General features: G+C 51.9%; 11 protein-coding genes. 5 read left to right on the top strand and 6 right to left on the bottom strand.

What is annotated here, in order from left to right; all coding sequences use genetic code 11:
- The first annotated feature begins 18 nt into the window (after positions 1–18).
- The gene (locus ACKWMY_RS10670) at positions 19–1455 is read left to right on the top strand and encodes a sugar porter family MFS transporter (RefSeq protein ID WP_261161046.1); all 1437 of its coding nucleotides are present in this window, start codon (positions 19–21) and stop codon (positions 1453–1455) included.
- A gap of 34 nt (positions 1456–1489) precedes the next feature.
- A complete protein-coding gene (locus tag ACKWMY_RS10665) occupies positions 1490–2326 on the top strand; it encodes a TIM barrel protein (protein ID WP_024527625.1) in 837 nt (278 codons plus the stop codon).
- A 65-nt stretch (positions 2327–2391) separates the two neighbouring features.
- Here the strand turns inward: ACKWMY_RS10665 and fetB are convergent, their stop codons facing one another.
- From fetB to ACKWMY_RS10640, 5 genes are all read right to left on the bottom strand, one after another.
- Entirely contained in the window at positions 2392–3165 is a 774-nt protein-coding gene (fetB, locus tag ACKWMY_RS10660) for an iron efflux ABC transporter permease subunit FetB (RefSeq protein ID WP_024527626.1), read from the bottom strand.
- Positions 3152–3829, bottom strand: a complete 678-nt coding sequence (fetA, locus tag ACKWMY_RS10655) for an iron efflux ABC transporter ATP-binding subunit FetA (protein ID WP_024527627.1) — start codon at positions 3827–3829, stop codon at positions 3152–3154. Before fetA ends, fetB begins: the two co-directional genes overlap by 14 nt.
- A gap of 497 nt (positions 3830–4326) precedes the next feature.
- Positions 4327–4629 carry a hypothetical protein gene (locus ACKWMY_RS10650; RefSeq protein WP_021181767.1) on the bottom strand — a complete coding sequence of 101 codons (303 nt, stop codon included), beginning with the start codon at positions 4627–4629 and terminating at the stop codon, positions 4327–4329.
- A 620-nt stretch (positions 4630–5249) separates the two neighbouring features.
- Positions 5250–5990: a hypothetical protein gene (locus ACKWMY_RS10645; protein WP_074030242.1), complete on the bottom strand. Its 741-nt coding sequence runs from the start codon at positions 5988–5990 to the stop codon at positions 5250–5252.
- Positions 5991–6182: 192 nt separating this feature from the next.
- Positions 6183–7382, bottom strand: coding sequence for an NAD(P)/FAD-dependent oxidoreductase (locus ACKWMY_RS10640; protein WP_409486277.1), 1200 nt, complete (start codon positions 7380–7382; stop codon positions 6183–6185).
- 292 nt (positions 7383–7674) lie between these two features.
- Here ACKWMY_RS10640 and pitA point away from each other — a divergent pair, with 292 nt between their 5' ends.
- A complete protein-coding gene (pitA, locus tag ACKWMY_RS10635) occupies positions 7675–9180 on the top strand; it encodes an inorganic phosphate transporter PitA (protein WP_024527629.1) in 1506 nt (501 codons plus the stop codon).
- Between the two features lie 64 nt (positions 9181–9244).
- Here the strand turns inward: pitA and uspB are convergent, their stop codons facing one another.
- Entirely contained in the window at positions 9245–9580 is a 336-nt protein-coding gene (gene uspB / locus ACKWMY_RS10630) for a universal stress protein UspB (RefSeq protein ID WP_024527630.1), read from the bottom strand.
- A gap of 553 nt (positions 9581–10133) precedes the next feature.
- Here uspB and uspA point away from each other — a divergent pair.
- Together uspA and gdhA are read left to right on the top strand one after the other, a co-directional pair.
- The gene (uspA, locus tag ACKWMY_RS10625) at positions 10134–10568 is read left to right on the top strand and encodes a universal stress protein UspA (protein WP_021181773.1); all 435 of its coding nucleotides are present in this window, start codon (positions 10134–10136) and stop codon (positions 10566–10568) included.
- Positions 10569–10750: 182 nt separating this feature from the next.
- Entirely contained in the window at positions 10751–12094 is a 1344-nt protein-coding gene (gene gdhA, locus ACKWMY_RS10620) for an NADP-specific glutamate dehydrogenase (protein ID WP_024527631.1), read from the top strand.
- The last annotated feature ends 50 nt before the right edge of the window (positions 12095–12144 follow it).

Here is a 12144-nt window from a genome sequence, read left to right as displayed (position 1 = left end):
TAAAAATCGGAGCAACATATGTCACATCAGCGTAAACACAATACTGGGTATATTCTGCGTATCTGCGGGATTGCTGCACTCGGCGGCATTCTGTTTGGTTATGACACCGCCGTGATTTCTGGCGCGATAGAAGCACTTAAAGCCTACTTTGACCTCAGCCCGGCAGAAACCGGCTGGGCCGTGTCCAACGTGGTGATCGGCTGCGTGGTCGGTGCCTTCGGTGCAGGGCCACTGGCCGGGCGCTATGGACGTAAAAAGGCCCTGGTGGTCGCCGCCCTCCTGTTTACCGTCTCTGCAGTCGGTGCTGCTTTGGCCACCACCTTCACCTGGTTTGTTATCTATCGCATCATTGGGGGTCTGGCCGTCGGACTGGCCGCAACGGTATCCCCTATGTACATGTCAGAAGTCTCACCGAAGGATATGCGGGGCCGGGCGCTGAGCATGCAACAGTTCGCCATCGTGTTCGGTCAGATCGTGATTTTTTACGTTAACTTCAAGATTGCCAGCTATGCCAGCGAAGCCTGGCTGATTGAGATGGGTTGGCGCTGGATGATTGGCTCAGAGGTTATCCCTTGCCTGCTATTCACCGCACTGGTCTTTGTCATCCCCGAATCGCCACGCTGGAGCGTAATGGTGGGCCGCGACGATCAGGCATTAGCCATGCTGACCCGCGTCTCAAATGCCGCGCATGCTAAAAGCGTTTTAAACGAAATAAAGGAGTCGCTTCGCCAGGACGAGCAGCACCGTAAACAAAAGCTGAATTATGGCGACGTACGCGTACGCTTCATCCTGTTTGTCGGCTGTATGATCGCCATGCTGCAACAGGTGACGGGGGTTAACGTCATGATGTATTACGCCCCGGTAGTGCTGAAAACCGTGACCGAAAACGCGCAAGAAGCCCTGTTCCAGACCATCTGGATCGGCGTATTACAGCTGGTCGGCTCGGTGATCGGCGCCATGCTGATGGATCGCATAGGCCGTATCCCACTGATGCGCTGGGGTACCCTCGGCACCATCGTTGGCCTGCTAATCACCTCTTATGCCTTGTATACCCAGGCAACCGGCTACTTCGCGCTGTTCGGCATGCTGTTCTTTATGGTGTTCTACGCCATGTCATGGGGCGTAGGTGCCTGGGTGCTGGTCTCCGAAATCTTCCCCAACCGCATGCGTTCACAGGGGATGAGTATTGCCGTTGGCTGTATGTGGCTGGCCAACTTCGTCGTGGCCCAGAGCTTCCCGATGATCAATGACCAACCTTATCTGTTCTCCACCTTCCACGGGGCGTTCCCAATGTGGGTTTTTGCCGCCTGCTGCCTGTTCAGTTATTGGTTTATTGCCCGCTTTATTCCAGAAACCAAGGGCGTTTCACTGGAAAGAATGGAAGACGTCGTGATGGCAAAGCGCTATCGCCAACCGCTATCTGAAATCATCACGGTAGAAGATGGTAAAGCCTAAAATCTACCGCCAACAAATCCAGGAGTGATGCATCATGGCCATTGCGTTAGCACGTTTTTGTATAAACCGTAAGATTGCCCCCAACCTTACGCTGGAGAACTTCTTCCGCCTGGTGAAAAGATGTGGGCTAAGCAAGGTCGAACTGCGCAACGATATGTCGGGTGGCAAAGTGACCGACAACCTGAGCAACGAGCAGTTAAACGCGCTGGCCGAAGAGTTAGGCATTGAGATCGTCACCATCAATGCGCTGGGCATGTTCAATCTGCTAGAGGATCGAGCCGCGTTGCTGAAAAACGCCGAAACACTACTGGCTCAAGCGAAAGCCATCCATAGCAAGGCGGTGGTGATGTGCCCACATTGCAACGCGAGCGACCAACGTAGTGAATCACAAAAGAGGGAAGATACGCTCGCTGCACTGCGGCTGCTCGCTCCATTGTTCAAACAGTACGGCGTTGAGGGCTACGTAGAACCATTGGGTTTTGGCATAAGTTCACTACGCTCTTCCTTGCTGGCACAGGCAATCATTCGTGATTCTGGCGCACCTTATAAGATAGTGCTGGATACCTTCCACCACTATCTTAGCGACGTTGCACAGCCAGAGTTTGATGCTCAGATTCGAGTTGAGCAGATTGGTTTGGTACATCTCTCTGGCGTTGAGGATCCGCTCATCAAAGCCGCATTGAGCGATGAAGAGCGTATTATGCTGAGCAATAAAGATCGGTTGGCAAGCGTAGCCCAGGTACAGAACCTGGAACGTTTGGGCTACCGGGGGATCTATGCCTTCGAGCCGTTCTCTTCACAGCTAACAACCTGGACAGAGGGCGATATCGAACGCGAGATCCGCCACAGTATTGCATTACTGCAAGGATAAGTGCACAAGCTGCCAGTAGGCACAGGGAGTCTCGCTTTACACATACTGCGTAGGGCGAAAAGTGCCTATTTGAGCGTGCGAACCACCAGTTGCTCACGCTGGTTGTAAAACTTCCGGTAAGCCAGATAGCAGGCGATGATGGTTGACAGGCTGGCGGTAGAAAGCAGCATAAATGTCACCATGATCTGATACTTGATGGCTTTTACCGGATCGATACCGGCGAAGATCAAACCGGACATCATTCCTGGCAGGCTTACCAGCCCAACGGTTTTAGCGGAGTCTATCGTCGGGATCAGCGATGCACGAATACTGTCACGGATCAGAGCCGCAGAAGCGAATTTGGGGGAAGCTCCCAGACTAAGCATCTCCTGGATCTTCTGCTGTTGGTCTTTAAAACGTTGCCCAAGGTTGTTGTAGCACAGACCCACCGCCACCATCGCATTGCCAGCAATCATGCCGGAAATGGGGATCACCTGCATTGGCGTGAAGGCAATCGAACCGCTCAGTACCAGCACTACCAGCGTCAACGTCGCTCCTGCAGTAATGGCAATAAACGAAATAGTAAACGCGTTATCGATATATTTACTGCGCTTTTTCGCGTTATATGCTGCATTGAAGCAGATAAACAGCACCATCAACACCGTTAATATTCCATTATCCAAATCAAAGATATATTTCAATACGTAGCCGACGATAACCAACTGTACCACCGCACGGCAAATGCTCCAGATAATGTCTTTTTCCAGCGCCAGTTTCTCTTTGTGACTGATCAGAATGGCGATAATCACCAGGAGCATTGACAGGCCTAATGACTCGTTGGTGATATTATGCTGGTTCATGAGCTTTCTCCTGGCTATTGACGCGGTTCACCGGCAGGGTGATCACCTCGTCCGCATGCGCGATTTCATCCTTATCGTGTGTAACCCATAGTACCCCCAGGCCTTGCTCGGCCACCAGGTGGTGGATCAACTCGTTGACGTTACGTTTGTTGTCTTCATCCAGAGCACTGGTGACCTCATCAAGCAGCAGTACCTTTGGCATAAATTGCAGATTCCGGATCAGAGAAATACGTTGTTTCTCACCGCCGGAGAGCTCGTTGATTCCTTTTTTCAACATGCTATCAGGCAAGGCCAACTGTGCCAGATCCTGACACATTTTCTTCTCATCGGGTTTCAGTTTGCGAATTTGATAGGGTAATGCGAGGTTATCGTAGACGGTGTCACCAAACAGAGCTGGCGTTTGGAAGCAGTAAGAAACCTGTTTGCGGTACTCTTCTGGAGCAACGTCATCAATATTTTTACCGTTGAAGGTGATGTTGCCACGAGTTGGGCTAAGCAATGAGGAAACGATCTTCAACAAAGTACTCTTGCCACATCCCGAAGGCCCAGTGATCAACTTAAATTCGCCCGGTTTCAGGGTGAAAGAAACGGCATCCAGAATAACCTGCTCGTCAATTTGATAATGGATGCCTTCCAATACCAGTAACTCATTACTGCCCTTCATGCTCACTCCGGCCTGTTACGCGACTCTCCTCTTTCAGCGGCTAACTGCTGGCAGCCAGCTGAAATCCATGAGGGTATTTTCTGCCAGTAAAAACATTCAGGCAAGCTGTTAATCGGTCTGTGAACTGGCCAGCTCGACACATGTTAAGAACGGTTGATGCAGTATAGAACCAAGCTGAACAAAATGTTGCAGAGCCGAAAGGAGTCGAGGTCACTGTTGGCACATTATTAATAATGTAGTATTAGTTTACCCCGCCCCAACAGCACGACAATAGGTATATGTGTAGAAGCAATTAATAAAACTTCCGGCGAAAATAGAATTATATCGATAAAACACCCGGGCGTTCCACCCTATATTGGCCCGCCCCCCTTATCCAACACGTCAATGACTGCATAAGTTCAAAATACGGTGAAATAAATAGCTCGTTAATAATGAGCCGGTACCGTACGCACCAAAAAGCAACCCCTCGCTAAAATAGAGGGGTACTGATGGAACTGTCAGGGTTCGATTTGCGCACGTAAATACGCCAGTGCACTTTGACTGTAGCTCTCCCCTTGAGTCAATTTCTTGATCAGGCCTTGGGCCTCCAGCACCATACCAAGACGATGTAATTCCTGATGCTGCGGCAGTACATCCGCAAACGCATTAAGCAGGATAATCGACGGCATGATTTTTTCTGCGCAAGTACCTACTGCGCCAGGTTCATCCCCCCTGGCCGGACAGGGCAGGCTGTCCGAATGGCGATGTTGGCATGCCTGTAACAAGGTAATTGCCTGTTGAATTTCATGACTCCATGGCATAACCACTTTCCTCTAAGACTGATTGCCTTGCCTAGATATGATTAATAATCAGCACGTTAACATGTATTAACGACTCACAACAAACCACAAGCGCCCCTAACCAAGCTGGCCCTATACAAGATAGGTTTTTCCAGCCATGGTTTATTGATATAGGTCACATTGCGTAAAGATCGCCAAATTTTTATATCCCACCAATGACTAGGATAATTCGCACAATTTCTATGAAACCACCTTTTTTACTTAAAAAAAGATAAAATTCCTACTGTGGTCTCTATCTATCTCTAACCTAAATTGGGTAAAAAAAACCAGATTTTGCTGTAAGTTATCCGTTAAAAACAATAGAAAAACGCGATCGCAAAAAGCAGAAGGATATTCTGAAAAAACACGATAGTTGTAAACGTAAAGTTATTACCAACCAGATTATTCTCACACACCATTTATTATCTCGAAAATGGCCAAGAGCAAGGTCTTGCTGGCCGAAAAGTAAACGCTCACCCTGCGATGAGACGATAGCAGTTGCTGGGGTCAGGAGATGCCGGGGTGTCTAGGGTGTCTGAGGAAGCTGGAAACAGGCCCGAAGCCTGAACATGGCCTCAGATTTTGAGGCCATGTGCACGCAATTACGGTTTCTTGCAGGGAGCAGGGGCGTATTTAGCATCCCCAGGAAACGCCTGCGGTTGGCAATCAGGCAGGCCCGGCATCGCCATTTCATAAACCGCCACGCCAATCACGCCGGTATTCTCTTTTTCGCCCGCCAGTGAACTCGCAGCGTAGGAGTCATCCGGTTTTGCAAAACGGAATGCGGCAACGGACGAGTCACTTTTACGGAAGCCCTCAATCACCAGAGTTCCTTTTGGTGAAACCAGATAGCCAGAATTGCGCAGTGAGCCACTGCGGCCAGAAATCACGTCCAGGCCGTCAACAGCGGTTACCACCTCATAGGTTTTGTTTGGGCTGGTGTTATAGAAGAACAGTTGGTAGCGCTCGCCATCATTGGCAGAGAATGAAAACTCGCCATTTTTATAGCGATTGAGCGCGAAATCCCGATTATTTTCGGTCTGCACCCGCATTCTGACGGAAGACAACACGATCTCATTGGTGTACTGCCCATTACTGGACGCTGCCGCGCTGTAAAACACTTTGGCGACACTGTCTGGAGAGGAATGCATACGCTTCGCGTCAACGGTGGTCACTTTAGAGTAAACATCCTCACCCCATGCCGTTCCCAGTTTATTTTCCTGAGCTACAGGAGCCGGAGCTGAGGCGGATTCAGCCACCGCACGTGAAGAGGAAATCTTTTGGCTACAGCCGGAAACCAACACCAGAGAAGCCAGTAATGCTAAACCGCATTTGATTTTCATCAGCAGAACTTTCCTTGTTATTATTTGAATAAGAGTGCGCTTGTCTCAACGCACGAGCCGAGCCCATTATTCTGAATTACATCCGATGTTCCTATCTCTAAAGTTCTTAAATTAGACGATTGATTATCTGAATTGGCGCAGAATACCGCGCCTCTTCATGGCGAGCCGTTTTCAGAAATGCCTGCCATCTCTTTAAGATTTCTGCGCAGCCAAAGCCTGTGCACAAGCCCACGCCGAACTCCAGGCCCACTGGAAGTTATACCCCCCCAGCCAGCCTGTCACGTCCACCACCTCACCGATAAAGTACAGGCCCGGTACCTTACTCGCCTCCATGGTTTTGGAAGAAAGCTCTTTGGTGTCCACACCGCCCAGGGTCACTTCCGCCGTACGGTAACCCTCGGTGCCATTGGGTTGTACGCGCCAGTCTTGCAAACTATCAACCAACGCTGCCTGCTGCGTTGGAGTGAGTTGCTTCAACGTGGCCTCCGGCAGTTGCCCCAACTCTTGCAGCAATTCCACCAGGCGCTTCGGCAAGTGCAAAGCCAGGGTATTTTTCAGGCTCTGGTTAGGATGTGCCTGGCGCTGTTCGTTAAGAAAGCCCACCAGGTCTAGCGTAGGGAGTAAGTTAATGCTCACAAACTCACCAGACTGCCAGTAGCTGGAGATCTGCAGGATAGCCGGACCAGAAAGCCCCCGATGCGTAAACAGGATGCTTTCACGAAAGCTGGTGCCATCTTCCGCCGTGACCACTGCGGGAACCGAAACGCCAGACAGCGCCTGGGATTGCTCCAACAGCGGCTTATGCAGCGTAAAGGGCACCAAACCGGCCCGGGTCGGTAACACTTTCAGACCAAACTTTTCCGCCAGCTTATAGCCAAAGGGAGTGGCGCCTAAGCCCGGCATGGAAAGCCCGCCGCTCGCCACCACAAGTGAGCGAGCACTCACACACTCTCCATTAAGCGTCAATTCGAAGCCCTGGTCGGTTTTTTCAACGCTCAGAACCTCGCTGCGCAGGCGCGTTACCACCTGACCCAGTTCGCACTCTTGCACCAACAGATCGACGACCTGTTGCGCAGAGTCATCACAAAACAGCTGCCCCAAGGTTTTTTCGTGATAGGCGATGCCGTAGCGGTTAATCAGATCGATAAAATCCCATTGGGTATAGCGTGCCAATGCAGATTTGCAGAAATGGGGATTATTCGAGAGGTAGGCCGCCGGTTCAACGGACATGTTGGTGAAGTTACAGCGCCCGCCGCCAGACATCAGGATCTTGCGGCCCGGTTTTTTGCCATTGTCGAGTAATAGCACCCGGCAACCCAGTTGCCCTGCCTGCGCAGCACAAAACATCCCTGCGGCACCCGCACCAATAACGACAACATCAAACTGTTCCACCCAGACCTCTCTTTGCAATCACGGCAACAAGAGCATATTTTACGCCATTTCACTGCCTGTATGCCGCTAAATCCGCGGTGAGGGATTGTAAAGACATCGGTGGGGAACGCCAACGTAAGAAAATGTTAACGTGCGTAAACGGCAGTAACATGCTGAAATTGCATCAATTCAGCCGTGATGCAACGCCCGCGGCAACAGGTAAATTCAAAAAACGTCATATTTTCCTTTTCCCCGACACCGGTTGTCGCCGATAATGCGCGGCGTTCATGTCCACAAACCTGGCGTAACGCTTATGCTGCATTTGTTCACTGGCCTGGATTTCCATACCGGCCTGATGTTAGTCCTCGCATTGTTGTTCGTGCTGTTCTATGAGGCCATTAACGGCTTCCATGATACGGCCAATGCGGTCGCTACTGTAATTTACACCCGTGCTATGCGCTCGCAGATTGCGGTCGTTATGGCTGGCCTGTTCAACTTTCTTGGCGTGATGCTCGGCGGTTTGAGTGTTGCCTACGCCATTGTGCACCTGCTACCAACCGATCTGTTGTTGAACGTCAGTTCAGCACACGGGTTAGCCATGGTCTTTTCCATGCTGTTGGCGGCAATTATCTGGAACCTCGGTACTTGGTATTTCGGGCTACCGGCCTCCAGCTCCCATACCCTGATTGGTGCCATTATCGGCGTCGGCTTGACCAATGCGTTGGTGACCAACACCTCGGTGGTCGACGCGTTGAACGTGCCAAAAATGATCAGCATCTTCCTGTCACTCATCTTCTCCCCGCTGGTCGGGATGATGATTGCCGGGCTGATGGTGTTTGTGCTGCGCCGTTACTGGAGCAATACCAAAAAACGTCAGCGCATTCATATGACTCCGGCGGAACGTGAGAAGGTCGATGGCAAACGTAAGCCACCGTTCTGGACGCGTATCGCTCTGATCTTGTCAGCTATCGGCGTGAGCTTCTCACACGGCGCGAACGACGGTCAGAAAGGTATCGGTCTGATTATGCTGGTGCTGATCGGTGTTGCCCCTGCGGGCTTCGTGCTCAATATGAGTGCGACCGGTTACGACATTACCCGTACTCGTGATGCCGTAAGCCACCTGCAGCAATTCTACCAACAGCATGGCGACTCTCTGGCTCATGTGGCCACGCAGACGCCGCTGGTTCCTGCGCCTCAAGACGTGGTTCCAAAGCCTGATCAACCGGTTGAGTTCCACTGCGACAGTTCACGTGCCCTGATCGCCGTAGATCGCTCTCTGGGCCTGCTGAACAACCTGCAAAGTTACGATCAACTGACGGTTGACCAGCGCAGCCAACTGCGCCGCCTGCTGATGTGCGTAACGGAAACCGCAGACAAGGTTGCCAAGCTGCCGGAAACCTCAGTGGACGATCAACGCTTCCTGAAGAACCTGCGCTCCGATCTGTTGGAAACCGTTGAATATGCACCAACCTGGATTATCGTCGCGGTAGCCTTGGCACTGTCCCTCGGTACCATGGTAGGTTGGCGACGCGTTGCTACCACTATCGGTGAGAAAATCGGTAAGAAAGGCATGACCTACGCTCAGGGGGTATCTGCACAGATGACCGCCGCCCTGTCGATTGGCGTGGCCAGCTATACCGGTATGCCGGTTTCCACTACTCACGTACTCTCTTCGGCGGTCGCCGGGACGATGATCGTGGACGGTGGTGGCGTGCAGAGCAAAACCGTCAAGAACATCCTGTTGGCCTGGGTACTGACCCTGCCAGTCTCGATTCTGCTTTCCGGTGGCCTATACTGGCTGGCGCTGAAAGTGATCTGACGATTGCCCATCACAACAATGGCGGCCAAAGTGGCCGCCATTTTTTTGCCTTGCTATCGCCCGCCTAATACCAGATCGCCATCGCCACCAGGCTGATCACCACGAGCCCACATAACGAAGACGTCAGTACAAACTGGCTGCGGACACGCTGACAGCGGCGAATGAATTCCGGGTCGTGGTGCTCCATATAGCGTTGCGTAAAGATATAGCGCACCAGCCGTATCTGCTTGCTCGGCTGGCCGTGCGAAGTAAAGAACCCCCCGCCATCGACGTATTGGTAAAGTAACGGGTCGCAGCCGCGTAAAACAAATAGCAGCGCACGCAGAGAAGAAAAATACCGGGCCATGTTAATCACACAGACCACACACAATGCCCAAAACAGCGCGACGGTACTAATCATGATAGCCCCCTCAAGGCGTTGTTATCCCGGACACCCGCCGGGCCAACGTCCCTACTTCATACCTTATGCTGCCGGAGCCTTGGCTCCCATCCCCCTAGCACCCTACGGACCCGAAGATACCCACAACCTCTGACCGCTTGATAAACCAGCCTTGCAACGATCAGAGGAAATAAGTGGGGCCCACATTCACTAGTGTAGAATAATGAAACGCAAACAGATCCCGGTGGCGTATAAAATTTACAGTCAGGGCCAAATTCTTCATCTACCCGCTCTCCGCTCGGATAACCGTCATAAGCTATACTTTGAGCAACAATGCTTATAATTCAATCGGTCAAACGGCGGATAGCCGTATAAGCCATAGGATTTTTTGCCCCGGCGGTGTAAAACGGGTGGGGTAAACGTATAAACAAGGGTGATTGATGCGGTGCAGTGTGATCGCCCCAACATATCATTGTGTTATCTGGATGGTACTATGCAGGTAAGGCGAAAGCGCCAAGCTGGAACACTGAATGCCTGCCCCCTTTAATCGGCATTATATGGAAGGAGTATTCTCATGGCTTACAAACACATACTGATTGCGGTTGACCTATCACCGGAAAGTAAAATCCTGGTCGAGAAAGCGGTATCAATGGCGCGGCCGTACAATGCCAAAGTCTCTCTGATCCACGTTGATGTAAACTATTCCGATCTGTATACCGGCCTGATCGACGTTAATCTTGGCGATATGCAAAAGCGTATTTCTGAAGAAACCCACCATGCGTTAACCGAGCTGTCGCAAAATGCGGGCTATCCCATCACCGAAACCCTGAGCGGCAGCGGCGATCTGGCGCAGGTGCTGGTTGATGCGATTAAAAAATACGATATGGATCTGGTGTTGTGTGGACATCACCAGGATTTCTGGAGCAAATTGATGTCCTCTGCGCGCCAGTTAATCAATACGGTACACATTGATATGCTGATTGTGCCGCTGCGCGACGAAGAAAAGTAAGTATTCGCTAACCTGTTTGACCAACGCCCGCCCTGCGCGGGCGTTTTTCATGGTTTCCTGTTATTTATTGCTTGTTAATCAGCCACCCCACAGTGATATAGTCGAGGTAGACACAACATCCTCCCCAACTGTGAGACACATCATAAAAACAGGGGAACCAATATGCTAAACAGGAGCTATCCATGGAACAGGCTGTATCGCTAGAATCCTTTCTAAAATCCTTACAACGTCATAACTCGCATCAACCGGAATATCTGCAGGCAGTGCGTGAAGTCTTTACCTCTCTGTGGCCATTCATCGAGCGTAACCCCCATTATCGTGACCACGCCCTGTTAGAGCGCCTGGTAGAGCCTGAGCGTATCATTCAGTTTCGCGTCAGTTGGATCGACGATCAGGGCAAAGTTCAGGTAAACCGCGCCTACCGCATCCAGTTCAACTCCGCCATTGGGCCATACAAAGGGGGGATGCGTTTCCATCCTTCGGTTAACACCTCCATTCTGAAGTTCCTCGGTTTTGAACAGACCTTCAAGAATGCCCTGACCACGCTGCCTATGGGCGGCGGCAAGGGGGGTTCAGACTTTGATCCCAAAGGCAAAAGCCAGGGCGAAATCATGCGCTTCTGCCAATCGCTGATGACCGAGCTTTATCGTCACCTAGGCCCAGATACCGACGTACCAGCCGGGGATATCGGCGTAGGTGGCCGCGAAGTGGGCTTTATGGCCGGCATGATGAAAAAACTGTCCAACAACACCAGTTGCGTATTCACCGGCAAAGGCCTGTCGTTCGGCGGCAGCCTGATCCGCCCGGAAGCTACCGGTTACGGCCTGGTGTACTTCACCGATTCAATGCTGCAGCGCCATGGCTTGGGCTTTGAAGGGATGCGTGTCGCAGTTTCCGGCTCCGGTAACGTGGCGCAATACACTATTGAGAAAGCGTTGGAGCTGGATGCACGGGTGATCACCGTTTCCGATTCCGGCGGTACCGTAGTGGATGAAGCGGGCTTCACCACTGAAAAACTGGCACATCTGGCCGAAATCAAAAACCAGCGCTATGGCCGGGTTGCCGATTACGCCCGCGAGCGTGGCCTGACCTATCTGGCCGGTGAAAGCCCGTGGAACGTGCCGGTGGATATCGCCCTGCCTTGTGCCACCCAGAACGAGCTGGATCTGGAAGCCGCACAGGTGCTGATCCGCAACGGGGTCAAAGCCGTGGCAGAAGGCGCTAATATGCCAACCACCATCCAGGCTACCGATGCCTTCCTGGAAGCGGGCGTACTGTTCGCACCGGGCAAAGCCGCCAACGCCGGTGGTGTTGCCACTTCCGGGCTGGAGATGGCGCAAAACGCCGCGCGCCTTAACTGGCGGGCAGAGAAGGTCGATATCCGTTTACGTCACATCATGGCGGATATCCATCAGTCCTGCGTCGAGTACGGCGGCGAAGGCAAGCAAACGCATTATGTTCACGGCGCCAACATTGCCGGGTTCGTTAAGATTGCCGATGCGATGCTGGCTCAAGGCGTGCTCTAACCTTACCCTTGAATGAGAAATGCCGGCGAATATGCCGGCATTTTTTATCG

The organism is Serratia sp. J2 (assembly GCF_046269175.1).
In the GTDB taxonomy this organism is placed as follows: domain Bacteria; phylum Pseudomonadota; class Gammaproteobacteria; order Enterobacterales; family Enterobacteriaceae; genus Chania; species Chania fonticola_C.
The sequence above is the reverse complement of the archived record's forward strand: the minus strand, read 5'-3'. Positions and strand labels throughout refer to the sequence as shown.

Coding starts and splice junctions, on each gene's coding strand:
- uspA (WP_021181773.1), top strand. CDS start 10,134: ATGGCTTACAAACACATACTGATTGCGGTTGACCTATCACCGGAAAGT.
- ACKWMY_RS10645 (WP_074030242.1), bottom strand. CDS start 5,990: ATGAAAATCAAATGCGGTTTAGCATTACTGGCTTCTCTGGTGTTGGTT.
- uspB (WP_024527630.1), bottom strand. CDS start 9,580: ATGATTAGTACCGTCGCGCTGTTTTGGGCATTGTGTGTGGTCTGTGTG.
- fetA (WP_024527627.1), bottom strand. CDS start 3,829: ATGAAGGGCAGTAATGAGTTACTGGTATTGGAAGGCATCCATTATCAA.
- pitA (WP_024527629.1), top strand. CDS start 7,675: ATGCTGCATTTGTTCACTGGCCTGGATTTCCATACCGGCCTGATGTTA.
- ACKWMY_RS10665 (WP_024527625.1), top strand. CDS start 1,490: ATGGCCATTGCGTTAGCACGTTTTTGTATAAACCGTAAGATTGCCCCC.
- ACKWMY_RS10650 (WP_021181767.1), bottom strand. CDS start 4,629: ATGCCATGGAGTCATGAAATTCAACAGGCAATTACCTTGTTACAGGCA.
- fetB (WP_024527626.1), bottom strand. CDS start 3,165: ATGAACCAGCATAATATCACCAACGAGTCATTAGGCCTGTCAATGCTC.
- ACKWMY_RS10670 (WP_261161046.1), top strand. CDS start 19: ATGTCACATCAGCGTAAACACAATACTGGGTATATTCTGCGTATCTGC.
- gdhA (WP_024527631.1), top strand. CDS start 10,751: ATGGAACAGGCTGTATCGCTAGAATCCTTTCTAAAATCCTTACAACGT.